We start from the raw sequence: 24,335 nt of genomic DNA, 5'->3' as shown, positions 1-24,335 counted from the left end.
ATTCAATTATTCTGTTAAATAATTTAGTTATTTTACTATCCAAATTAACTTTTATTAAAAAATCATTAATATTTTCTGCAAAATTAACACTGAACACATATTTATTACTTAGGATTTAATATATTTACATGTCCAATTTTTAAACATCCTAATTAATGAATAAAAATCTACTATTTTATTTCACTATACTTTTATCCTGTTTATCCGGAAATCTTTTTTCCCAAACGTATCAGCTCACCGGAAATCCTGTGAATACGACAGGGTGGACAGTTGTTCCTTCTGCCGTAGTTAACACAGATTTTGTCATGCTGACTGATGATCTCACCAACAAATCAGGAGCAATCAAACTTAATGATCCTATCAACCTGAAGTACTGTGATAAATGGAGAATCGAGTTTGATTTCAGACTTGACGGTAATGGAACGTCGTCGGGAAGAGGAGACGGTTTTGCATTTTGGTATCTACAGAATCCTCCAGTAACCAGCCAGTTAGGCTCAGGTCTGGGAATTCCGCAAAATGCAATCGGCCTTATGATCGGCTTTGACCTCTACAATAATACTACAGGGGGACAGATGAATAAAGTTCATCTTGCCTATGGTGTGGTTCAAAATACTACTGACACAAATAATATCGAGTATTTCAATACTGTCGGAAGCTCCTTCCACTCACCTGATCTTACGTCTACCATTCCTTTGGTGGGAGCTACTTACAAACATGTGGAAGTAACCGGACAGGTGGATCCTGCTACTCCGGCCAATTGGATTATCAACCTGAAAATTGACGGAACATCAGTCATTAATCAATCATTTGCACCTGCAGGTGCTGCAGCTTCAATGGGAGTGGGATACTTTGGATTCTCAGCCTCTACGGGAGCGGCTTCAGTGAGGAGTTCCATAAAAAATGTAAAAATCTATACAGACAAAGTATCTATTTTACAGAACTCAGTTACCCAATCCTTATGCCCGAATCCTTCAACAGGAAATGGCACGGTCAATCTTACAACCTTTAATTCACAGTTTGTGAATACCCCGGCCAATTACACATTTACATACTATGTACTAGGGAGTTCAACGCCTATTGCTAACCCCACCAACTATCAATTCAATACCAATACAACAATCTCTGTTGTTATTAAAGACAATGCAGGTGTCCTTTGTGATAATCCCGACGGAAAGATTCAGTTGGTTCTGGCGCCTTTTACAGCAAATAATGTAACTATTTCCGCTTGTAACAACAATAAAGCCGGGACAGCAACATTTAACCTAACTACTGCAGCTGTAACGGGAGTACCGGGAGCCGTTAAGAAATATTACAAAACACTGGCTGATCTCAACGCAGGAACCAATGAAATCACTAACTTTTCAAACTACATATCTGCTCCGGGAGTCGTATATGTAAAAGTGACAACACCACAAGGTTGTACAGGAACAGCTCAGATAACGCTGGCATTTCTTCCTGAAGTAGTCGCTAATGATGATACTATTCGCTCCTGTTTCATTGACACCAATACAACATCCGCTTTATTTAACCTGACCACTGCCAATGTAACACCACTGGCCGGAGCAATAAAAAAATACTACACAACTTTAGCAGACGCAATGGGCGGAACGAATGAAATTGTAAATCCGCAAGCATATGTATCTACAAATGCTGTAGTCTATGTAAAAGTAATTGATGGAAATAATTGTTACACCATTGTGAAAATTACCCTTGTTGTTTTACCTCCTGTTCCATCAACTGTTCTTAAAGATCAGACAATATGTATAGACGAAACTGCAACATTAGATGCAGGTCCAGGTTTTGACGGCTATTTATGGAGCACCGGTGCAACCACTCAATCCATACAAAATGTTCCGGTGGGAATCTATTCGGTTCTGCTTAAAACAGGAAGTTGCTTCACCAGTCAGATTGTAAAAGTACAAGCTGCACCTCAACCGGTGATTTCAAGCATTGATATTACCAATAACACGATTACAATTAATGTAAATGGAGGCACACCCCCATATCAGTTCTCATTAAACGGTACAACATGGCAAAGCTCTAATGTATTCTCCGGTTTATCCAGAGGAGAGCATAAAATATTTGTTAAAGATTCATATAACTGTGATCCTATTGATGTACAAATCACTGTTCCGAACCTGATTAATGCGATCACTCCAAATGGGGATAATGTAAACGATTATATTGACTATTCTGCTTTAGCCTATAAAAAGAATCTGGTATTCATCGTTTATGACAGATATGGAAATAAGCTTTACGAAGCTGACAAATTAAGAAACTACAAGTGGGATGGTACCGCAAGTGGTAAAAAAGTACCTACTGCAACATATTGGTACACCATCTCCTGGAACGAAAATGATAAAAACAATACTCAAACAAACTATAACGGCTGGGTATTGGTTAAAAATAGGGACTAACAAAAAAAAGACCACTCCAGCATTGGCAGTGGTCTTTTCAATACAAATCACTATTTTAAAGAAAAGCATCCGAAATTAAATAAATGAATAAATAACAACTCTTTATTTCACCCACTCCAAATGAAAAAACTTTTACTCTTCTGCCTTTTTGTTCTTTTAATCAACCTACCCGGAAATCTTCTATCCCAGACTTATCAACTTTCAGGAAATCCCGTCAATACTACAGGATGGGATCTTGTTTCAAGTGCAAATGTAAATACTGATTTCATACAGCTTACTGCTGATCAGGGAAACTTATATGGAGCTATAAAATTAGCCAGTCCTATTAATTTAAGATATTGTGATAAATGGAAGGTAGAATTTGACTTCAGAATTGATGGAAACGGAACCGCACAGTTTGGAAGAGGAGATGGATTTACCTTCTGGTATTTAGCTAATCCTCCTACAGGATTCGTTTCAGGAGGAGGCCTTGGAATTCCGGCTAATGCGTCGGGCTTAATGGTAGGATTTGATATTTTCAACAATACTACAGAGGGACAAATGAGTAAAGTTCATATTTTATACGGAACCAACAACTCCCTTAACAATAACATTGAATATAACAACACTCCGGGAAGCACATTTCATTCTCCTGATCTTAATCCTACACAGCCATTTGTTGGCTCAACCTATAAACATGTAGAGGTAAATGGTGAAACAGACCTTGCCAATCCCACCAGCTGGATTATAAAGGTAAGAATCGACGGAGTCTTAATTGTGGATCAGTCATTTGCCCCCTCAGGAGGAGCAATTGGTATGACTCAAGGATATTTTGGATTTTCAGCAGCCACAGGGGGAGCCAGTGCAAGACATTCAATAAAAAATGCTAAAATATTTGTGGATAAGGTTCCCATTTTACAAAGCACCGTTACACCGTTTGTTTGTGTTAATCCTGCGACAGGAAACGGGACAGTGGATTTAACCTCATATAATTCGCAATTTGTAAATATTCCGGCTAATTATATTTTCACTTATTATGTTTTAGGAAACTCTACTCCAATTGCCAATCCTACAAATTTCCAATATTCCGGACCCACAACAATTACGGTAGTAGTAAGAGACCCTTCTTCCACTTTATGTGATAATGGCGATGGGGTTATTCAGCTAAATCCTACTCCTTTTGCTGCGGATGACGTAACATTAACAGGCTGCAACAATAATAATGCAGGAACCGCAATATTTGACCTGACAACAGCTGCCGTTACTACTGTTCCAGGCGTTACTAAACAATATTACCCGTCTTTGACAGACCTAAATGCGGGAACTAACGAAATAGTAAACCCTACAGCCTATGCATCACCTGCCGGTTCAGTATATGTAAGAGTTACAACTCCACAAGGCTGTGTAGATGTGGCAAAAATTACACTCACCATCAACCCTGTTGTGGTTGTCAATGATACTACATTAAGATCCTGTTTTATAGAAACAAGTCCGGCAACAGCTTCATTTAATCTTACAGCTGCTTCAGTAACGACACAAGCTGGCGTCAGCAAAAAGTACTACCCATCATTAACCGATGCCTTAAACGGAACAAATGAAATTACCACACCTGCAGCTTATATCGCCCCTAACGGTGTCGCTTATATTAGAGTTACCAATAATGCAAACGGATGTTATTCCGTTGCTAAGGTTACATTAGTTGTACTAGCACCTGTACTGTCTGCAGTTTTAAAAGATAAAACAATATGTATTGAGGACAAAACAACTCTTGATGCCGGCCCAGGCTTCGCTTCTTACCTGTGGAGCACGGGAGCGACTACCCAGGCTATCACAAATGTAGGTGTTGGTGTCTATTGGGTACAGCTCAAAACCGGTGAATGCACCACTACTCAGAGTGTGACTGTCCACCCTTCCGAACAACCTGTTATTACTAATGTAGACATATCTGGCACCACAATGACGGTCAATGTTATTGGCGGAACACCAGCATACCAATACTCATTAGACAATATCAACTGGCAGGATTCTAATGTATTCACTAATCTTCCGAGGGGAGAAAGCCACATATATGTAAAAGACGCTTACGACTGTGAGCCTATAGATATTAGCGTAACTGTTCCGAACATAATCAATGTGATTACGCCAAACGGAGATGGAGTAAATGACGTTATAGATTATTCTGCATTAGCTCACAAACAAAACCTTGTCTTTAATATTTATGACCGGTATGGAGCTAAGATTCACCAGGGTGACAAATCCAATAAATATAAATGGGACGGAACAATAGCAGGCAGAAAAGTCTCTACGGGCAGCTACTGGTATTCAGTTTCATGGAATGAAAACGATAAAAAGAATACAGCGATTAAATATTCCGGCTGGATTCTGGTAAAAAACAGAGATTAATAAAAATAACCAACCATATAAAAAATAAAGAATCACTTCTATTTCCGGAGTGATTCTTTTTACCAAAAAATAGAAGATTTATAAAACCATAAAAAACTAATACCCTTTATAACAATGAAAAAAACTATACCCTTTTATACTCTCCTTTTTCTGCTCTGTTTCCCGGTAATGATTTTCTCACAAACCTATCAATTAACAGGAAACCCTGTGAATACTACAGGATGGACAATGGTTGCACCAACGGTTGTAAATACCGATTTTGTGCAGTTAACTCCGGATATCAATGACAGATCAGGCTCCATAAGATTAAACGAACCCATCAATCTGAAATATTGTGACAAATGGAGAGTAGAGTTTGATTTCAGAATGGATTCCAATCAGACTTATACAGGTGACGGAATTGCATTTTGGTATCTCGCCAACCCTCCTGTTGCAAGTATTCTGGGCTCCGGACTGGGAGTATCCCAAAATGCGATCGGTTTTATTACCGGATTTGACACATATAACAATGCAACCGGAACCTCCGGAATGAGCAAAGTACATGTTGCATATGGACAGGTTGCAAATACTACAGACACCAACAATGTTGAGTTTTTTAATGTTCCCGGAAGCTCTTTTCACTCTCCTGATCTGAATGCCACACAACCCTTCCAAGGCACAACGTACAAACATGTAGAGGTAAGCGGAGAAGTAGACCCTGCAGCTCCGGCCAACTGGATCGTAAAAATAACCATTGACGGAAACTTAATCGTTAATCAATCTTTCGCACCTTCAGGAGCTGCTGCTGCCATGACAGTAGGTTATTTTGGATTTTCAGCCTCTACAGGTGGGGCAAGATCGAGACACTCTATAAAAAACGTAAAAGTCTATGTAGATAAAATTCCTCTGCTACAAACAGCTATAACAAAATTCATATGTCCTGACCTTGCCGGAATGGCAAATATAGACTTAACAACATTTAATCCTCAACTTACAGCAACCCCTAGCAATTATACATTTACTTACTATATTACAGGAAGCGGAACCCCGATTCCAAATCCTACAAATTTCCAGTATACCACAGATACCAATATTTCTGTAGTTATAAAAGACCCATCGTCGGTATTATGCGATAACAATGATGCTACAATAGCCTTAAAAGTAGCTCCTATTGTCACTGTAAATGATGCTACCCTAAGGTCCTGTTTTATTGAATCGAGCCCTGCAACAGCATCTTTCAACCTGACGGCCGCTTCGGTTACTACACAATTAGGGGTAACCAAAAAATATTATCCATCGCTAACGGATGCAATGAACGGAACCAATGAAATCACCACACCGGCAAATTATATTGCCCCTAATGGTGTTGTATATATCAGAGTTACGAACTCAAACGGATGCTATGCGATAGCCAAAGTCACGCTGGTGGTGATCGCTCCTGTTCTTTCTACAGTTTTAAAAGACAAAATAATCTGTATTGAAGACAAAACTACTCTGGACGCAGGTCCGGGTTTCGCATCCTATCTTTGGAGTACCGGAGCAACCACCCAGAGCATTACTGATGTGGGAGTAGCTATTTACTGGGTAAAATTAAAAACCGGCGAGTGTACTGCTACTCAGAATGTAACCGTATACCCTTCTGAACAACCGGTCATCAACAATGTTGATATTTCCAGCAATACCATAACCGTAAATGTAATAGGAGGAACACCTCCTTATCAATACTCGTTGGACAATATCAACTGGCAAAATTCCAATGTCTTTTCTAATTTACCACGAGGTGAAGCCAATATATTTGTAAAAGACGCCTATAACTGTGAACCAATAGATATTACCGTTACCGTTCCAAATCTGGTCAATGTGATCACTCCAAACGGCGACGGAGTGAACGATGTTATCGATTACTCCGCACTGTCCGGTAAACAAAATTTAGTTTTCAGTATTTTCGACCGGTATGGGGCGAAACTCCATCAGGGTGATAAATCCAATAAATACAAATGGGATGGAACGATAGCTGGCAGAAAAGTTTCTACTGGTAGCTACTGGTTTTCCGTAACATGGAATGAAAACGACAAAAAAAATACCGCTATCAAATATTCCGGATGGATATTGGTAAAGAATAGAGAATAATATCCGTATTCACATAAAAAAAGGATTGTTTCATTTTTTTGAAGCAATCCTTTTTCATATTATTTATAAACAGATATTTCCTGATAACTCCATTTTATTCATATTCAATTCTTAAATTTGTCTTATGAATTATTTGGAAGCTTTAAGCAGAAGATATTCTGTAAAAAAATTCAACAAAGAGATTATTCCTCAGGAAACCCTTCATAACATTCTTGAGTCGGGGAAATTGTCTGCCAGCTCTTTGGGACTTCAGCCGTACAAGATCTTAGTTGTTGAAAGCGAAGAAATGAAACAAAAGCTTATTCCGGCTTTCTATAATCCATCTCAAATTTCTACATGTTCTCACCTTATTGTAATTGTTTCTAAAAAAACAATTGATGAAAGTTATATAAGAGGTTATTTTAACCACATTTCTGAAGTGAGAAATATTCCACTGGAAACACTTGATCCTTTCAAAAAGAGCATTAACCAGCATATTGTTCAAAAAAAGGATGACGAAATTTTCAATTGGGCTGAAAAACAATCCTATATCGTCTTAGCCAACCTAATGTATGCTGCCGCTATTGAAAATGTAGATACTTGCCCCATGGAGGGGTTTCGCGAAGATGTTATCGAAAACATCCTAAATCTGGATCCGAAAACAGAAAAAGTAACGGTTACACTGGCAATGGGCTACAGATCTGAAGAAGATCATTTCCAGCACATGAAAAAAGTACGGAAACCAAACGAAAAATTGTTTAAATTTATTTAATGATTAGACCATTGTCTTAAAGCAAGCATATGATAAAAGCGGATGTATTAATAATTGGTTCCGGAATCTCGGGACTTTCTTATGCAATTAAAGTTTCTGAACAACTTCCTGATGCCAATATAATAATAGTAACAAAATCTGATGAAGATGAAAGCAATACAAAATATGCTCAGGGCGGCTTAGCTGTCGTTACGGATTTCAAGAAAGACAATTTCGAAAAACACATTGAAGACACCATGCGTGCCGGAGATGGAGAAAGTAAACGCGATGTGGTAGAAATGGTGGTAAAAGAAGCTCCCGCAAGGTTTAATGAAATTGTAGAATGGGGTGCTCAATTCGACATGAAAAATGGAGAATTTGCATTAGGAAGAGAAGGAGGACATACAGAAAACAGAATTGTTCATCATAAAGACATCACGGGATTTGAGATAGAAAGAGCTCTTTTACAGACAGCCAAAAACAGTCCAAACATCGAAATTCTCGATCACCATTACGTTATTGACATTATCACTCAGCACCATGTTCCCGGAAAAGAATTAAATGAAGGAGACATCCACTGTTATGGTGCATACATTTTGGATGAAAAATCCAAGACTATAAAAAAAATAACCTCAAAAATAACTCTCGTTGCAACCGGAGGCGCTGGCCATGTTTATAAAAACACAACCAATCCCACTATTGCGACGGGTGATGGAATTGCATTTGTAGCCCGTGCAAAAGGAAATGTTTCCAACATGCAATATTACCAGTTCCACCCTACAGCCCTGTATAGCAAAATTGACGGAATGTTATTTCTGATTTCAGAGGCAGTACGTGGTGATGGTGCAAAACTCAGAACAAAAAGAGGAGAAAAGTTCATGCATAAATATGATGAACGTGAGGAACTTGCCTCCAGAGATATAGTAGCAAGAGCTATAGACAACGAAATGAAAATTTCCGGAGATGAATATGTAGGTCTGGATTGCCGGGAAATGAATCAGGAAAAATTTTTAGACCATTTCCCTAATATTTATAAAAAATGCAAAGAAGAAGCCATTGATCCTTTCACTCAATTAATTCCTGTAGTTCCCGCCTGCCATTATCTGATGGGAGGAATTGAAGTGGACAGAGACGGGCAATCTTCTATCAAAAATTTATTTGCCGTGGGTGAATGCACCAACTCCGGCTTACACGGAGCTAACAGACTTGCTTCCAACTCTTTACTAGAAGGACTTGTGTTTGGGCATAATGCAGCGATGAAGACCGTAGAGCTGTTAAAGGATAACAACTTTAATTTTGATGATCTAAAAGCTGTTCCGGAATGGAACGAGGAAGGAATGAAAATTATTGATGAAATGATTATCGTAAGCTACCTCAGAAAACAACTTCAGGAAATGATGAGTGATCTGGTGGGTATCGTACGAAGCAACAGACGTTTAAAAATGGCTCTTCAAAAACACCATGAAATTGCCGCGGCTGTAGATGAAATCTATCACTACTCTATTCTTTCCCCTCAATTATCCGAATTGAGAAACTTAACAACCGTTGCTCATCTCATCATTACCCAATCTATGGAAATGACTGAAAATAAGGGGGCATTTTATAATAAAGATTTAGCTTAACCAAGTATAAAGAACATGAAAAAGCCAAACTACGTAACAGATAAAGCACTTAAAACATTTATAAAATCTGCTCTGGAAGAAGATATCCAGGATGGTGATCATTCTACCTTATCAACAATTCCAAAAGATCTTAAACAAAGTGCTCAACTTCTGGTTAAGCAAAATTGTATCCTTGCAGGAGTTGAATTAGCTGAAATTATCTTTACAACTTTCGATAAAAACCTAAAAGTTGAAACCTTTATTAAAGACGGTGAGGCAGCAAAAGTAGGAGATATTGCCTTCATAGTTACAGGACCAGCTCAATCAATTCTTTCAACAGAAAGACTGATCCTGAACTGCATGCAAAGGATGAGTGGTATAGCAACCCTTACACATGAATGGGATTCAAGATTAGTGGGGACAAAAACCAAATTATTAGATACAAGAAAAACCACTCCTAATTTCAGGATATGTGAAAAATGGGCGGTTGCTATAGGAGGCGGAACCAACCACAGATACGGGCTTTATGACATGATCATGCTGAAAGATAATCATATTGATTATAATGGCAGTATTACCAATGCGGTAAAAATGGCAAAAGATTATATTAAAAAGAACAAGAAAAAACTGAAAATAGAGGTTGAAACAAGGAATCTTGAAGAAGTTGAAGAAGCTATTAAAGCAAAGGTAGACAGAATCATGCTCGACAATATGGATGTGAAAACAATGAGGCAGGCGGTTGAAATGATTAACGGCAAATGTGAATCCGAAGCTTCCGGCGGAATTACCCGTGATGAGCTAAAAGATATTGCCTCTACAGGTGTTACTTACATTTCTGCCGGAGCCCTTACACACTCGGCTAAAAACATAGATCTAAGCCTCAAAGCCGTGAAATAGCATTGTATTTTTAACAAAAATAATATTACTTTTTTATGTATTATGCAATGCATTTTTTTAACATAAAAACAGGCAAAAAAGCTAAAATGCTATAAATCAATAAATTAATAATTCTTAATATTCGTTAAAAATTAACATTGGGTTAATATTGGTTAAAATTTAAATACCGACTTTTGCATAAAATTTAAATCTAACTATTACTAACGATTATGAAATTAATCAACAAATCGATGCTAACTGCGATAATTACATTATCCACAGCTAGTGTTTATTACGCGCAACAAGTTCAGGACACTGTATCAAAATCTAAGGATATTGAGGAGGTAGTACTAACAGGTGTAGCAGATATCGCAAAAGATAGAAAAACACCGGTTGCAGTTTCAACAATCAAAGAGGCACAAATTGTTGAAAAACTAGGAAATCAAGAGTTTCCTGAGATTTTAAATACAACTCCATCAGTATATGCTACTAAAGGAGGTGGTGGTTTTGGTGATTCTAAATTAAATATTAGAGGATTTACTCAAAACAATATTGCCGTAATGGTAAATGGTATGCCAGTTAACGATATGGAAAACGGATCTGTTTACTGGTCAAATTGGGCTGGGCTTTCTGATGTAACTTCTGCTATGCAGGTTCAGAGAGGACTTGGTTCATCAAAATTAGCTATTGCATCGATCGGGGGAACCGTAAATATATTAACCAGAGCTGCCGATAAAAAACAAGGTGGAATTGTTTCTTTCGGACTTGGTAACAACGACTATGTAAAATCTTTATTTGCCTATAATACAGGAAGATCTGCAAAAGGATGGTCCTCTTCATTTTTAATGAGTAGAACAGCTGGTTCTATGTATGCTGATGGAACTAAATTTGAAGGTTATAACTATTATTTTGCACTAGGATATAAAAAACCTGGTGGTAATCATGATTTTCAATTTACCATTACCGGAGCTCCTCAGTGGCATAATCAAAGATCTTATGCATCAACAATTGATAACTATATTCTTTTCAACCAAGACCATGATGGGACACCAGATAGAAGATACAACTCTGACTGGGGTTATTTAAATGGTAGAGAGTATTCTGCAAGAGTAAATTATTATCACAAACCTGTAATGTCTTTGAACTGGGATTGGAGCATTAGTGAAAAATCAAAACTTAATACTGTAGTTTATGCTTCTTTTGGTAGAGGAGGAGGTACCAATACAACAGGAACAGCAAATGGTAAAAGCTTAAATACTTTTAGAGATCCAGTTACTGGACTTTATAACTTTGACGCAATTTACGCAGCAAATCAAGCTTCCAATCCTACAAAAGGAATTTTAATTAGAAATGCCTCAATAAATTCACATAACTGGTTTGGTTTAATTTCATCATTCAACCATAATTTTAATGAAAATTTAAAATTAAGTGCTGGTGTAGATGCAAGATACTATCAAGGATACCACTACCAAGTAGTAAGTGATTTATTAGGCGGATCAGGCTATCTTGATAAAGCTAATAAGAATATAGGTAATAATATTGTATCAGCAACTGAAGGTACAGATCCAAAATGGAATCCGTTTGGAGGAAAACTAATGGATATTAACAATAGAATTGGTTATAGTAATGATTCAAATGTTCTTTGGTATGGAGCTTTCGGACAGTTAGAATATACTAAGAATGATTTCTCAGCCTTTGTACAGGGATCAGTTTCTAACCAAGGTTTCCAAAGAATAGATAACTTTATCGTTGATAATGTTACTAAATCCAAGAATGGTACAATTATGCCAACAACTACAGACTATAAAAATTTAGTTGGTTATAATATTAAGGGGGGAGTGAATTATAATATCAATGAACACCATAATGTATTTGGTAATGTCGGATATTATGAAAAACAACCTTTCTTTAACTCAATCTATAGAAGCAATGAAAATGTTGTTTCTCCTGACGCTAAAAATGAAAAAATATTTGGTGTAGAATTAGGATACGGATTCAGATCTGCTAAGTTCAATGCTAATGTAAACCTCTACAGAACCACTTGGGATGATAGATATCAAAGAAAAACCGGATTATCTTACACGGATCCTGCAACAAATGTAAGAACTACATATTATGCAGAAATTAATGGACTAAGTGAAATTCACCAAGGTGTTGAATTTGATGCTAATTTAGTTCTTAATAAATTCTTATCTGCTTATGGGATGTTTTCAGTAGGTGATTGGCGTTATAGCGGAACTGCAAATGCAACACTATTTAATGACACAGATAATTCACCATTTAATCTGCCTGGAACCTCCTCTAATGAAACTAAACTAAATTTAGATAAAGTAAAGGTAGGAGAATCTGCACAAATGACTGCTGCTTTAGGTATTACAGTTACTCCTGTTAGAGACCTAAAATTTGATGCTAACTGGAGATATGCAAACAACTTATATTCATCATTAGATGTATACTCTTATAGCAGCTCTTCTGCTAAAGGAGCATTAAAGCTTCCTGATTATCATCTTTTTGATTTAGGAATTTCTTATAAGATCAGATTAAATAATCCATCGCAATTCTTTACAATTAGAGGAAATGTATACAACTTATTTGATACTACTTATATTGCAGAATCTTTAACAGCTATTCATGCTGACGATAAGATTGGCACTACAAATCAAACTTACGAGCAAGCAGGTAAACTTTACAATGGTGTTGCCACAGGTAACCAAGTGTATTTCGGCTTCGGAAGAACATGGGCAGCAACATTATCTTTCAACTTCTAATAATATAAATTTAGATTTTATAAATATCAATCCCGGCTTTGGCCGGGATTTTTTGTTATCTTTGTCTACTAGAAAAATAGAAAAAAACAGGATATGGATTTTTACAAGATTTTACTTAGTGCCCACAAAGGATTTGGGTATCTTGAGCTTCTTTTGGTAGCACTATTTATTATTGCACTTTTAGGGACCATGTTTGGCTTCAGTGGAAAAGTGAACAAATTTTTAAAGAAGACCACTCTTTTCACCATGATCTTCTTCCACGTTCAATTTTTGATTGGAATCATTATGCTGATAACCAACTTTACAAAAGGATTGGATATGGGAGCAGTAATGAAAAATGCAGACCTAAGATTTCAATATGTGGAACATCCATTTTCTATGCTGATTGCAGCCGTATTGATGACGATCATTAATAAAAAAGTAAAATCCAATGATACTATTTCGTTAGGAATTGTAATCATGGGACTTATTGCGGTTGGCTTATTTGCATTCGCGTTCCCGTGGACAAGGGTCTTCGGGGCATAATATATTAACTTAAACATTGTAATCATTAAGATGAAAGTAGCTGTAGTAGGTTCAACAGGAATGGTTGGACAAGTTATGCTTAAAGTTTTGGAGGAGAGAAACTTCCCTGTCACAGAATTAATTCCGGTAGCTTCGGAAAAATCTATTGGTAAGAAGGTGAAGTATAAACAGGAAGAATATACGATTGTAAGCATTAATGACGCTATAGCTGCCAAACCTGATATTGCTATTTTTTCAGCAGGAGGTTCTACATCTTTGGAATTTGCTCCCAAATTTGCTGAAGCAGGAATTACTGTAATCGACAATTCTTCTGCGTGGAGAATGGATCCTACCAAAAAACTGGTGGTTCCTGAGATCAATTCGAATGTTTTAACAGCCGAAGATAAAATTATTGCTAACCCTAATTGCTCTACCATTCAGTTGGTTATGGTTCTGGGACCACTTAATAAGAAATATGACCTTAAAAGAGTGGTTGTTTCAACCTACCAGTCTGTGACAGGAACTGGTAAAGCAGCCGTAGATCAGTTAAATTCTGAAATTAAAGGTGATGATTCCGTAGCGAAGGTATATCCTTATCAGATCTTTAAAAATGCTTTACCACACTGTGATGTTTTCAGTGATGACGATTACACGAAGGAAGAGATTAAATTAATGAAAGAGCCTAAGAAAATCTTAGGGGATGATACTTTTAATTTAACGGCAACGGCAGTAAGGGTTCCGGTTCAGGGAGGACATTCGGAAAGTGTGAATATTGAATTTGAAAATGAGTTCGACCTCGATGAAGTAAGAAAGATCTTATCTGAAACCCCGGGAGTTATAGTAATAGATGATGTGAAAAACAACCGATATCCGATGCCACTAGACTCAGAAGGAAAAGATGAAGTCTTTGTAGGAAGGATAAGACGGGATCTGTCACAACCCAAAACGCTCAATTTGTGGATCGTGGCGGATAATCTGAGAAAAGGCGCTGCAACGAACGCAGTACAGATCGCAGAATACCTGGTATCAAAAAACTTAGTTTAAACTAACAAAATAAAAAAGAGTCTCAAAATTGAGATTCTTTTTTTTATCAAACTAGTAAGATTAAAGAATATGAATAAAAATAAAATAGGCTTTCAAAGATTAATTGCCGTTTTTGGAGTTATTTTGTTCATCGGTAAAATTATCGCCTGGAAACTCACTAATTCCGATGCTGTTTTTTCAGACGCTATGGAAAGTGTCGTGAACGTTATCAGCGCATTTATGGGACTCTATTCACTCCATCTGGCCGCAAAACCTAAAGATGAGGGACACCCTTACGGACATGGAAAAGTTGAATTCGTAACTTCCGGAATAGAGGGAGCGCTAATCGCCATTGCAGGTATTATGATCATCTACGAAGGTACCAATAGTTTAATCGTCGGTAAGACGCTTAATAAAATGGACTGGGGAATTGCAATCATTGCTGCCACTGCAGTGGTCAATTATCTGCTGGGCTATATTTCCATTAAAAAAGGGAAAGCGGATAACTCATTGGTTCTGATCTCTTCAGGAAAACACCTTCAGTCTGATACCATTACCACTCTTGGAGTTGTTCTTAGTTTAATTGTTGTTTATTTTACAAAGATCTATTGGCTGGATTCTGTAGTTGCCTTGGTGTTTGGAGCCTATATTATATTTGTAGGATATAAGATCATCCGCAAGTCTTTAAGCGGAATTATGGATGAGCAGGATCCCGAGATACTGATCCAGATTGTTCAAGTTCTTGAAAACAACAGAAAAGCAGAATGGATTGATGTACATAATATGAAAATCCAGCAATTCGGAGCTTCGCTCCATATCGACGCACATATTACGTTACCATGGTATTATAGCCTTCGTGACGCCCATAAAGAAATGGAAAATGTGATTATCCTCCTGGCAAAAAATATCAACCGTACCATTGAATTTAATTTTCATATGGATGATTGCAAAACGATTTCATGCCCGGTCTGCCAGATCATGGATTGCCCAGTCCGCGAAAGGGATTTCGTAAAAAGAGTGGAATGGACTACAGAGAATATAACACTGGAGGTTAAACATACTGCAACATAGACTGATATATCTAAGCTCTTTTTAATAATTGTTGCCTGTAATAAAACATAGGAACAATAAGAAGTATAATCAAAGGCTGGATCACAAACCTTCTTATATAGAAAGAAAAAAGATATCCCACTTCAAACCTGTCATGAATACAGTAAAGATAGATGGGAAAAGTAATAAGAAAAATTATAGTAATCAATACTCCACCCTGCAGGGTCCAGGTTTTATTTTTAAATAAAAAATGAATAATAAGGCAGGAAAAAAATAAATTCAGAAGAAATCTTAGGAAATGCCCAAGAATCAGCTTTCCCCAATCAAAAGCAGGAAAAGCAATAGTCTTATCGGCTTTATGAAAATACTCAAGAAAAGGATCATAAAAGATCTTATTTTCAAATACCCGTACACTCATAAGTCCCGCAACTCCAAGTATCACTAAAACCCAGTTAAGTATTTTCATTCTTTAAAGCAAAAAATTTAATCCAAACAAGCCACAGGATAACTACCGTTCCATAGATCACAGCAGGAAAAAGAAAATCATGGGCCATCTTTTCATACTGCTTGTAATCACTGACCAAAAGATTAATTCCTACGATCCTAAGAACATTGATCACATAAATTATCACAAGGCCGATCAAAACAAAAATAAATGTTTTAGCTCCTTTATAGAATGCAAAAACAAAAGATACGAAAAGAATCATTACGGAAATTGCATTACATCCTTCAACCATTCGTGTAACGTAAACATTCTTTACATAAAACCAGACCTGTTCTTTTTCAACGTCATTATACAGCTGTGTAGGATATTTCAAGACATTCTGAATATAGCTCACCTGTTCAGCAATCATCCTTGAAAAAGGATCCAGCCCCGTTTCCTTGTAGCTGTTCAGATAAAACTGATAAGCCAACAGCAACACCACATAAATGATGATGAACCTCAACAGAATACTTAAAACCGGCTTAAAATCCTTTAGCATAATACAAAGATAAAAATTAGACTCTAATTTAGTATATTTGTTTCCATATTATGACTTCTGAAAACGCACAACGATTTTTTGAAAACCATATAGGTAAAAAATCTTCTGAGTTCGTCACATTGGCTCAAAGCGGATCCGCGAGAGTGAATTTTCTGGCGCAGGCAGATAACAAAAAGTATATTATTACCTATAATGAAAATATTCAGGAAAATGAAAGTTTTTTTTATTATTCAAATATTTTCTCTCACTTACACCTCAACACTCCTGCTATTCTTATTATTTCCGAAGACCGGAAAACATATGTCCAGGAATTTTTAGGAGAACACACCCTCTCCGAAATTATTGCAAAAGAGGGTCTTTCCGTGAAAGTAAAAGCCATGGTCAGGCAGACTTTAGAAAAGCTTTTTCAGTTACAAATACGGACAAGTGGGGAAATAGATTTTACCAAAACATTTGAATATGAGAATTATGACGAACTTCCGGTCATCCACGATTTGTATTATTTTAAGAATTTCATTGCCGATGTCCTGGAGCTGGAATATCATAAGTCAACCCTACTAAAAGAATTCAAAGCCATAGCCTCTCTTATTGAAAGTCTTGAGCCAAAAGGAATAATGATACGGGATTTTCAGGCAAGAAATATCATGGTTAACGAAAATAACGATGTTTCCTTCATTGATTATCAATCTGCAATGAAAGGCCCTCTTATCTATGATGTTATTTCCTTTCTTTTTCAGGCTAAGGCAAACTTTCCCGAAGATTTCAAAAATGAAATGTTAGAATTTTATATTCAGCAATTTGAAAGTGAGCAGACACAACATCAACTAAGAAACTCGGTAAAACCTATTCAAATGATGAGATTTCTCCAGGTTCTGGGTGCATACGGTTTTAGAGGTCTTATTCAGAGAAAGCCACATTTTATATCAAGCATCAATCAGGGGATTGAAAACGTGATCCGTTTCGCGGAAACTTGGGAAGGTATAAATGAATATCCTGAGCTCAAAAAATTAATACAACAATTAGATCACGAGAAAGTACATTTAAAAATAAACACAATTTTAAACCCGTAAAAGCCTTAAGAAAATACATCTAAATCTTAAAGGGTAAATAAAAAATATATACTTATGTTACACATAGACATCCACAGTTTTTCATACAAGAAAGGAGGAATTCCCAAAGACGAAACCGGTAATGGTGGAGGTTTTACTTTTGATTGCAGAGGAATTCTTAATCCCGGAAGAATAGAGGAATATAAAAGTCAGACAGGAAGCGACAAAGGAGTCCAGGAGTTCCTTGAAAATGAAACCGAGATGCCACGATTTCTGGAATTGGTAAAAGGAATCATATCCATCAATATTGATAATTATCTTTCCCGGGGATTTGAAAATCTGCAGATTAATTTTGGGTGTACCGGAGGACAGCACAGATCGGTATATTCAGCAATAAAAATAGCTGAATTTATCAAAGAAAAATATCCTCAGGGAACTGAAATAAGCTTACATCATGATGAGCAACATCATCTTAATTCATAATTGATAAACGATCAATTATATAAATAATTAATGTACTCCGTGTATGTTTTAATAATCATCTACCCATTATAACAAATGAAAGCTCTAATCTTCGCTGCCGGTAAAGGAACACGCCTCAAGCCTTTTACAGACCATCATCCGAAAGCCCTGGCAAAAGTAAATGGAGTTCCACTACTGGAACGGAATATCAAATATCTTAAAAGTTTTGGAATTAATGATTTTGTCATTAATATCCATCATTTTGGAAATCAGATCATTGATTTTTTAAAGGAAAATAACAACTTTAATTGCAATATTGAAATATCTGATGAGCGTGAAGAATTGCTTGAAACCGGAGGTGGTTTAATTTTTGCTAGAAGATTCCTTGATCATGGAGAAGATTTCTTAATCATGAATGCGGATATTCTTACCGATATTAATATTAATGATCTTGTAAGTTATCACAAAAAGATAAAAGATTTTGCTACTTTAGCCGTCTCGGACAGGGAAAGCTCGAGAAAATTACTTTTCAATGATGAAATGGTTTTAAGAGGCTGGCTAAACGTACAAACAGGAGAACAAAGGCTTGCTGAATTCAATAAAGGATTTAAAGCATTGGCTTTTAGCGGTGTACATTGCATTAACCCTTCTATCTTTGAAAAAATAAAAAGAACAGGCAAATTTTCTGTTATGGAAGAATATCTGGATTTAATGCAAACCGAACATATTCATGGATTTGTACACAATAATCTGCTGATAGATGTTGGAAGACCAGAATCTGTAAAAGAAGCCGAAAAACATTTTAAATAATTTTGCAATGGAAATGGATGGTACCAGAGACGAAAGTTTAATAAATCCGGAATTTGATGTTAATGAAACAAAACTACAAAACAGTTTAAGACAAAAAACCTGGGACGAAATCATTACTAAGGATAGCTGGATGGTTTTCAAAGTAATGGCTGAATTCGTAGACGGTTATGAAAAACTAGCTAAAATAGGCCCTTGTGTTTCCATTTTCGGGTCTGCAAGATTAAAACCCGAAAGCAAATACTACGAAATGGCCGTAGAAATTGCAGAAAAAATAACGAAAATAGGTTTTGGTATCATTACAGGAGGGGGTCCAGGAATTATGGAAGCGGGAAATAAAGGAGCCTTTAATGCTAAGGGTAAATCGATCGGCTTAAATATAGACCTTCCTTTTGAACAGCATTTCAACCCTTATATCAACAAGTCCTATTCGATGAATTTTGACTACTTCTTTGTAAGGAAGGTCATGTTTGTAAAATACTCCCAGGGATTTGTTGTAATGCCAGGAGGATTTGGTACCCTGGATGAACTTACTGAAGCTATCACGCTGATCCAGACGAACAAAATCGGAAAGTTCCCTATTGTTCTGGTTGGGTCTGAGTTTTGGAGCGGACTGTTAGATTGGTTTAAGGCAACTTTACTAAAAGAAGGGATGATTGCTGAAGACGATCTTGATCTTTACAGAGTGGTAGATACTGCGGATGAGGCTGTAGCACACATTAAAGCATTTTACGACAAGTATGCGGTCAACGTGAACTTCTAGTTGGCATATTATTTGTCACTTATAACGAACAATTATGATTGTAAATTTATTAATTAAGATGAAAAAACTTTTATATATATCAGGAATTTTAACATGTTTTATGTTAATGAGTTTTATGTATGTAGACTTTTTCTCTTCAATGACTAAGGTTGATTATATAGATGGAAGCAAAACATTGAAGTTCACCACGAAAATGAATACGAGTCATATTTCCGATGCTATTAAGATAAATCCGAATACAGCAGGTTTTGAGGCAGAAGTAAAAAAATATGTCAATAATAATTTTGATGTGTACGTCAACGGCTCTCCAAAAACAATAACATTCACAGGAAGTCAGGTAAGCGGAGAAACTGTATGGGTATATTTTGAAACCGGAGGTGTTTCAGATATCAATACCTTGAAAATAAAAAACACGATCCTTCTAAGCGCCTTTCCAAAACAGAGTAACATTGTTACTATCTCGTATAAAGGAAGTCAGAAAGTAATGAATTTCCAACGAGGGAAAGAAGTGAACGAAGTATCTTTTTAAAGAGTTAATTTAAATTATGAAAGCCACTACATCTGTAGTGGCTTTTTTATTTAGAAATTGTAGTTTTTTAATTACCCACTACTCTAACATTGTCTAACTCCCAGGTGGCAGCAGCCGATGTTGTGGAGGTATATTTAAATGCAATTGAAATACTTTTATTAACATAGGTATTAAGATTAATATCTCCGGAATAAGTCCAGGTATTAAACGCAGCCGCATTTGTATCCAGTATTGCAGATAAAGGCACCCAGTTTGTTGTCGATGGATTTCCGGTGTAGTTTTCAGTAACAAAAACTTCAAGTGGGTTACCATTATATCTTGCGTCAGTTTCAAATGATAAAGCTGCCGAAGTAAAGCCCTGCAAAGAAATTGGTTTAGAAATCAGCCAGTCCTCATTAACATTATTACCTCCGGAAAAACCATTCATCACTACACATGGTTTTGGATTTCCAAACTGTTGAATATTCCATACCTGCGCTCCTGTGATACTAACAGCAAACCAATTATCATCCAGACTTCCATCAAAACCTTCAAAGAAAAACCTTTTCCCCGTAAATTGTACATCGTTCAAACTTCTGATCAGCATTTGCCATGAAGAATTGTAGCGGCTTACTACAAATGTCAGTTCCCCTTTTCCTTCAGGAATCAAAGCAGAGCCAGAAGTAAAAAACCCTGAATTTCTAATATTCGTTGCATTTCCAAAGACATCCACGATACTTCTATCAGTATCTACTCCTGCACCACCTACATAATCTATGTATTTCTTACCCATCTCAGAAGCAGAAAACTGAACATTCGAAACCTTCACCAGCATATTCAGATAATTAGCATCCTGGGCCAACTTCAGATTCGCCAATTCAAGAGGCTTTAACGTTGCAATATCAAGTCCGTTTCCATTACATACCCCAGACATATATCTGCTCAGTAAAGGTCCCGGGATTCTTCCTATAGCATAAGTATTATCCACAGAGCCTATCTTCACAACTCCTCTGTCAAGTCCAAGTCTTAATCCTTTTGCATTAATTCTGATATGGGCTCCCACAGGGAAATCAGCATAATTATTTGCTCTATCTACTTCAATTTGTAATCCCACGGTAGGATTTTCAGGTTTATCCTGAAAAGAAATCGTTTTATAGAAATTGCCGTTTTCATCTGAAGACACTACATAACCATCGAAAATCTGGTCCGTATTGATGAGAATATAACCACTCGACGGAGCCTGGGCTTTAAAATCAGCCATAGTCATCGTAACCGCAGGAAATTTATTCGTGCACTTAACGGGTGGAGTTTCCCAATCATCTTTTTGCACGCAAGATGTAACAGAAGCTGCCAAAACCACTCCCATTACTATACTAAAGTATTTTTTTATATTCATTGTTGTTGTTTTTAATAATGGATGATAGAAATTAAAATCTAAGCTGAAGGTTAATGAAATAAGATCTTCCCTGTGTATACCAGTATTTTGGGCCAAATAAAGTAAACTCCCTGTCTGTATCCTGAACAAAATCCGGGAATTTGGCATTTCTTGTTTGCTCAAAGCCTCCGGTGATATACCTCTTATTGTTCAAAATATTATTAACCGAAGCTGAAAGCAAAACGTAATATTTACCAATGACCCAGGATTTTCCTGCATTAGCATTGATAAAAAATGAAGAAGGCAGCTTATTGGGTTGCAACACTCTTCTCAGTTCAGATTCGCTAAGATTAATATAAGGAGTTGAAGAAACATTATTCTGAACAAATGATTCTGTCCTTATCAGAGCGGATGGATCCAAATAATTATCATCAAAATAATTCCAGTTGGCACCGAACCACCAGTATTTGGGAGAATTATATCTGAACCCCAAAGAGTAAGCCTGCTGTGGAGTCCCTCCCTGACGATAATTTTTAATGTAAGCCTTTCCTAAATTCATATAAGAAAGTCCATTAGAAAAAATACCTGAAGCGTCGGAAGCAAAATAGGTAACAGGATCATTCTCATAGGTAAACTGTCCAAGGCTTACTAACCCCTGTAGTGATAATGTAGGAATAATCTTTACGTCTAACCCCAGCTCTGCCCCCATATTTCTTCTTTTAACGTCGGTCATTACCTGCGTTACAAATGCACTTTGTACAATAGTTTCATTTCCCTGGTCATCAGAATTACTTAACTGAATACCATCAGCAAAAAACCTTTGCACGGTGGTTTCATTGCTTGTGTTCACCAAGTATCCCGTTAACCTCAACTTAAGAAACGGTGAAGAAATAACATAGCTGATATCATTGGCATTGATTACCATATTCTGAATATTAGGCGCTACAGATCCGTTTACTCTGGGATTGATAAAGAGATCTTCCAGATAAGGAGCCTGCGAATAATATGCTCCATTGTATACCAGAAAGTTCCTGCCATTCAGTTTATAAATTACCTGACCTTTCAGTCCATAATTCCAGTAATTGTAGTCCTGGCCTTTCCCTTTAGAGTCTTTATACAAATAATGATTGAATAATCCTTCCCTGCTGGATGTTGAGTAGCCTGCAAGAGCAGAAACAAATACATCAAATTTTCCGGTTGCAAATTTTAGTCCCGGGTTCACTTTAACTTCCTGTCTTCTGAAAATATAATCGTAAGTCATTCTGTCTCCGACCTTTTTCGTTACATTCTCTTCCCCATCATTAAACAATCCTGATTTTCCCGGTTGATTGGTTGCCGCAAACGGATCCCGGTTTAAAACAAAATCGGCACCTAAAAGATCCTTGACTTCCCTATATTGTTCTGATTTATAATTTTGATATGATACATTCAATAGGAACTTAGTTGTATCATTAAAATTGTGGATAAAGTGTGTTGCTGCATTAAAAATCTTATCATTACTTACATCATCAACCAGATAATATAAAGCCCTTCGTCCCGTCTGCCCGTAATATGTTCCTGCCGCCTGTTGCCCATTCCTTTTGTAAAGAGCATCCCAATTAAGCTGAGTAATCCCCGGATCTCCGGAAGTCCAGGCTGCCAAAGATGTCTGATATGCATCCTGGGCAGTCGTCATCGTTCCACCAGTTCCTACAGCGACCGATGCATTAGGGTCTAAGGAATCATAATAACTTGGCAAATTCCTGTAGTATGTAGGTGACGGATTTTGTACATTCTGCCAGTCCAAGCGCGAGCCTCTATCCTTTCCAAACTGATACGAGACAGAAGTCCAGAGACTTGATTTCTTGTCAATTTTCCAAAAATCCTGGATTTGGAATATCGGCTGAAAACCCTTTCTCACTCTTTCACTTCTTTGTTTACCGTCCTGATATCCCCAATAGGAATTATAATGTACTCCTCTGTAATCATATACTTCCTGTGTACTTGGGCTTGCTGTCGATCTTCGATAAGGAGCTCCAATAAAATTGAAGGTCATACTATGCTTGTCATTGAATTTCTTTTCAATACCCAAATAAGCTCCATATGCATCGTAAAATGTTCCTTCCTGAATTCCTTCTTCCGCCCATCTTCTTGCTCCCATTACTGTAAATGCCCACCCGTTTTTATTCATCCCGGAGCTATAGCGTAGGGAGGTCCTGTTTCTGTAGTTTCTATTGGTAAGAGATTGTGTAAACTGAAACCCTTTCCTGTACTCACTAGCCTTGGTATTTTTGTAAATGACCGAACTATTTCCCCCAAACGCGTATTCTGATGGGGAATGGTTCGCAGAAATTTCAGGGTATCTCGTCACTTCATTAAGTCCTCCCCAATTTCCAAAATCTACGTTTCCATTATCAGACTTGATCATAGAAACTCCGTTTAACATAGTTTCTCCCATTCGTCCGTCAATTCCTCTGGGCCGAAACCAGTAAAAACCTAAATCAAACGCTGCGATTCTGCTGAATACATCCTGGGATGATTGAAGAAGTCCAACCGTGGAGGTCTGGCTGCCGCTACCGTCGTCGTCATTATCACTGTCTATGATAGCCAATCCCTGATCAACATTAGTTAAATTAGAATACAGGGTAATAACCCCCAAATCTTTCCTCTTTTCATCATGAGTCACATCGAACTCCATAACTTTGGTTTCGTAATTCGATTTTGTAATAACAATCTGGTAATGTCCGGGCTGCAAATCGACAAATTGAAAGTAGCCAATCTTGTCTGCCGTAACATCATTTTCATTCCCTTTTAAATCTACTTCTGCCCTTTCAATAGGTTTTCCATCTGCATCTTTTAAATAAGCAAACACAGTTGTCTGCGCGAAATAATAAGAAGCCGGAAGTAAAGTAAATAAAGAGACTAATGATAATTTTTTAATCATAAGCA

The 24,335-nt window shown here is 37.0% G+C and carries 19 protein-coding genes; 15 read left to right on the top strand and 4 right to left on the bottom strand.

The window, feature by feature from the left end; genetic code table 11:
* Window positions 1-155: 155 nt before the first annotated feature.
* The 10 genes from G9C87_RS14230 to G9C87_RS14185 all read left to right on the top strand — a co-directional run bounded on the left by G9C87_RS14230 (window position 156) and on the right by G9C87_RS14185 (window position 15,481).
* A complete protein-coding gene (locus G9C87_RS14230) occupies window positions 156-2,417 on the top strand; it encodes a T9SS type B sorting domain-containing protein (protein WP_172282267.1) in 2,262 nt (753 codons plus the stop codon).
* A gap of 120 nt (window positions 2,418-2,537) precedes the next feature.
* Window positions 2,538-4,799 (top strand): T9SS type B sorting domain-containing protein, encoded by a 2,262-nt coding sequence (locus G9C87_RS14225; protein WP_172282265.1) that lies wholly within the window; start codon window positions 2,538-2,540, stop codon window positions 4,797-4,799.
* Window positions 4,800-4,913: 114 nt separating this feature from the next.
* Window positions 4,914-6,908, top strand: a complete 1,995-nt coding sequence (locus tag G9C87_RS14220) for a T9SS type B sorting domain-containing protein (RefSeq protein ID WP_172282263.1) — start codon at window positions 4,914-4,916, stop codon at window positions 6,906-6,908.
* 124 nt (window positions 6,909-7,032) lie between these two features.
* On the top strand, window positions 7,033-7,659 hold the full coding sequence (locus G9C87_RS14215) for an NAD(P)H-dependent oxidoreductase (RefSeq protein WP_172282261.1): 627 nt from the start codon (window positions 7,033-7,035) through the stop codon (window positions 7,657-7,659).
* A gap of 29 nt (window positions 7,660-7,688) precedes the next feature.
* The gene (nadB, locus tag G9C87_RS14210; RefSeq protein ID WP_172282259.1) at window positions 7,689-9,260 is read left to right on the top strand and encodes an L-aspartate oxidase; all 1,572 of its coding nucleotides are present in this window, start codon (window positions 7,689-7,691) and stop codon (window positions 9,258-9,260) included.
* Between the two features lie 15 nt (window positions 9,261-9,275).
* Window positions 9,276-10,136, top strand: a complete 861-nt coding sequence (gene nadC / locus G9C87_RS14205; protein WP_172282257.1) for a carboxylating nicotinate-nucleotide diphosphorylase — start codon at window positions 9,276-9,278, stop codon at window positions 10,134-10,136.
* Window positions 10,137-10,345: 209 nt separating this feature from the next.
* Window positions 10,346-12,883: a TonB-dependent receptor gene (locus G9C87_RS14200; RefSeq protein WP_172282255.1), complete on the top strand. Its 2,538-nt coding sequence runs from the start codon at window positions 10,346-10,348 to the stop codon at window positions 12,881-12,883.
* 93 nt (window positions 12,884-12,976) lie between these two features.
* On the top strand, window positions 12,977-13,408 hold the full coding sequence (locus G9C87_RS14195) for a hypothetical protein (protein WP_172282253.1): 432 nt from the start codon (window positions 12,977-12,979) through the stop codon (window positions 13,406-13,408).
* 30 nt (window positions 13,409-13,438) lie between these two features.
* Complete coding sequence (locus tag G9C87_RS14190) at window positions 13,439-14,431, top strand: aspartate-semialdehyde dehydrogenase (protein ID WP_172282251.1); 993 nt, start codon at window positions 13,439-13,441, stop codon at window positions 14,429-14,431.
* Window positions 14,432-14,500: 69 nt separating this feature from the next.
* Window positions 14,501-15,481, top strand: a complete 981-nt coding sequence (locus G9C87_RS14185; RefSeq protein WP_172282242.1) for a cation diffusion facilitator family transporter — start codon at window positions 14,501-14,503, stop codon at window positions 15,479-15,481.
* 10 nt (window positions 15,482-15,491) lie between these two features.
* On the opposite strand, the gene G9C87_RS14180 is transcribed toward G9C87_RS14185, so the two are convergent.
* Together G9C87_RS14180 and xrtF are read right to left on the bottom strand one after the other, a co-directional pair.
* Complete coding sequence (locus tag G9C87_RS14180; RefSeq protein ID WP_172282240.1) at window positions 15,492-15,926, bottom strand: exosortase F system-associated membrane protein; 435 nt, start codon at window positions 15,924-15,926, stop codon at window positions 15,492-15,494.
* Complete coding sequence (xrtF, locus tag G9C87_RS14175; RefSeq protein ID WP_172282238.1) at window positions 15,913-16,443, bottom strand: exosortase family protein XrtF; 531 nt, start codon at window positions 16,441-16,443, stop codon at window positions 15,913-15,915. Before xrtF ends, G9C87_RS14180 begins: the two co-directional genes overlap by 14 nt.
* Before the next feature lie 50 nt (window positions 16,444-16,493).
* On the opposite strand from xrtF, the gene G9C87_RS14170 reads away from it, so the two are divergent.
* The 5 genes from G9C87_RS14170 to G9C87_RS14150 all read left to right on the top strand — a co-directional run bounded on the left by G9C87_RS14170 (window position 16,494) and on the right by G9C87_RS14150 (window position 20,053).
* Window positions 16,494-17,513 (top strand): aminoglycoside phosphotransferase family protein, encoded by a 1,020-nt coding sequence (locus tag G9C87_RS14170; protein WP_172282236.1) that lies wholly within the window; start codon window positions 16,494-16,496, stop codon window positions 17,511-17,513.
* Between the two features lie 54 nt (window positions 17,514-17,567).
* Window positions 17,568-17,975 (top strand): RNase adapter RapZ, encoded by a 408-nt coding sequence (locus G9C87_RS14165; protein WP_172282234.1) that lies wholly within the window; start codon window positions 17,568-17,570, stop codon window positions 17,973-17,975.
* A 75-nt stretch (window positions 17,976-18,050) separates the two neighbouring features.
* Window positions 18,051-18,764, top strand: a complete 714-nt coding sequence (locus G9C87_RS14160) for an NDP-sugar synthase (RefSeq protein ID WP_172282233.1) — start codon at window positions 18,051-18,053, stop codon at window positions 18,762-18,764.
* A gap of 7 nt (window positions 18,765-18,771) precedes the next feature.
* Window positions 18,772-19,524 (top strand): TIGR00730 family Rossman fold protein, encoded by a 753-nt coding sequence (locus tag G9C87_RS14155; RefSeq protein ID WP_373428014.1) that lies wholly within the window; start codon window positions 18,772-18,774, stop codon window positions 19,522-19,524.
* A gap of 58 nt (window positions 19,525-19,582) precedes the next feature.
* Complete coding sequence (locus G9C87_RS14150) at window positions 19,583-20,053, top strand: DUF6702 family protein (protein WP_228457017.1); 471 nt, start codon at window positions 19,583-19,585, stop codon at window positions 20,051-20,053.
* A 67-nt stretch (window positions 20,054-20,120) separates the two neighbouring features.
* Here the strand turns inward: G9C87_RS14150 and G9C87_RS14145 are convergent, their stop codons facing one another.
* Together G9C87_RS14145 and G9C87_RS14140 are read right to left on the bottom strand one after the other, a co-directional pair.
* Window positions 20,121-21,428 (bottom strand): DUF5689 domain-containing protein, encoded by a 1,308-nt coding sequence (locus G9C87_RS14145; protein WP_172282227.1) that lies wholly within the window; start codon window positions 21,426-21,428, stop codon window positions 20,121-20,123.
* A gap of 31 nt (window positions 21,429-21,459) precedes the next feature.
* Window positions 21,460-24,330: a carboxypeptidase-like regulatory domain-containing protein gene (locus G9C87_RS14140; RefSeq protein WP_172282225.1), complete on the bottom strand. Its 2,871-nt coding sequence runs from the start codon at window positions 24,328-24,330 to the stop codon at window positions 21,460-21,462.
* Between the last annotated feature and the right edge of the window lie 5 nt (window positions 24,331-24,335).

Source organism: Chryseobacterium sp. LAM-KRS1 (genome assembly GCF_013184525.1).
GTDB classification, from domain to species: Bacteria; Bacteroidota; Bacteroidia; order Flavobacteriales; family Weeksellaceae; genus Chryseobacterium; species Chryseobacterium proteolyticum.
This window is presented reverse-complemented; position numbering and strand designations above follow the sequence as displayed.

Bases quoted from the DNA above. Each gene is read 5' to 3' on its own strand.
- G9C87_RS14230 (WP_172282267.1), top strand. From the start codon at position 156: ATGAATAAAAATCTACTATTTTATTTCACTATACTTTTATCCTGTTTA.
- G9C87_RS14225 (WP_172282265.1), top strand. From the start codon at position 2,538: ATGAAAAAACTTTTACTCTTCTGCCTTTTTGTTCTTTTAATCAACCTA.
- G9C87_RS14220 (WP_172282263.1), top strand. From the start codon at position 4,914: ATGAAAAAAACTATACCCTTTTATACTCTCCTTTTTCTGCTCTGTTTC.
- G9C87_RS14215 (WP_172282261.1), top strand. From the start codon at position 7,033: ATGAATTATTTGGAAGCTTTAAGCAGAAGATATTCTGTAAAAAAATTC.
- nadB (WP_172282259.1), top strand. From the start codon at position 7,689: ATGATAAAAGCGGATGTATTAATAATTGGTTCCGGAATCTCGGGACTT.
- nadC (WP_172282257.1), top strand. From the start codon at position 9,276: ATGAAAAAGCCAAACTACGTAACAGATAAAGCACTTAAAACATTTATA.
- G9C87_RS14200 (WP_172282255.1), top strand. From the start codon at position 10,346: ATGAAATTAATCAACAAATCGATGCTAACTGCGATAATTACATTATCC.
- G9C87_RS14195 (WP_172282253.1), top strand. From the start codon at position 12,977: ATGGATTTTTACAAGATTTTACTTAGTGCCCACAAAGGATTTGGGTAT.
- G9C87_RS14190 (WP_172282251.1), top strand. From the start codon at position 13,439: ATGAAAGTAGCTGTAGTAGGTTCAACAGGAATGGTTGGACAAGTTATG.
- G9C87_RS14185 (WP_172282242.1), top strand. From the start codon at position 14,501: ATGAATAAAAATAAAATAGGCTTTCAAAGATTAATTGCCGTTTTTGGA.
- G9C87_RS14180 (WP_172282240.1), bottom strand. From the start codon at position 15,926: ATGAAAATACTTAACTGGGTTTTAGTGATACTTGGAGTTGCGGGACTT.
- xrtF (WP_172282238.1), bottom strand. From the start codon at position 16,443: ATGCTAAAGGATTTTAAGCCGGTTTTAAGTATTCTGTTGAGGTTCATC.
- G9C87_RS14170 (WP_172282236.1), top strand. From the start codon at position 16,494: ATGACTTCTGAAAACGCACAACGATTTTTTGAAAACCATATAGGTAAA.
- G9C87_RS14165 (WP_172282234.1), top strand. From the start codon at position 17,568: ATGTTACACATAGACATCCACAGTTTTTCATACAAGAAAGGAGGAATT.
- G9C87_RS14160 (WP_172282233.1), top strand. From the start codon at position 18,051: ATGAAAGCTCTAATCTTCGCTGCCGGTAAAGGAACACGCCTCAAGCCT.
- G9C87_RS14155 (WP_373428014.1), top strand. From the start codon at position 18,772: ATGGAAATGGATGGTACCAGAGACGAAAGTTTAATAAATCCGGAATTT.
- G9C87_RS14150 (WP_228457017.1), top strand. From the start codon at position 19,583: ATGAAAAAACTTTTATATATATCAGGAATTTTAACATGTTTTATGTTA.
- G9C87_RS14145 (WP_172282227.1), bottom strand. From the start codon at position 21,428: ATGAATATAAAAAAATACTTTAGTATAGTAATGGGAGTGGTTTTGGCA.
- G9C87_RS14140 (WP_172282225.1), bottom strand. From the start codon at position 24,330: ATGATTAAAAAATTATCATTAGTCTCTTTATTTACTTTACTTCCGGCT.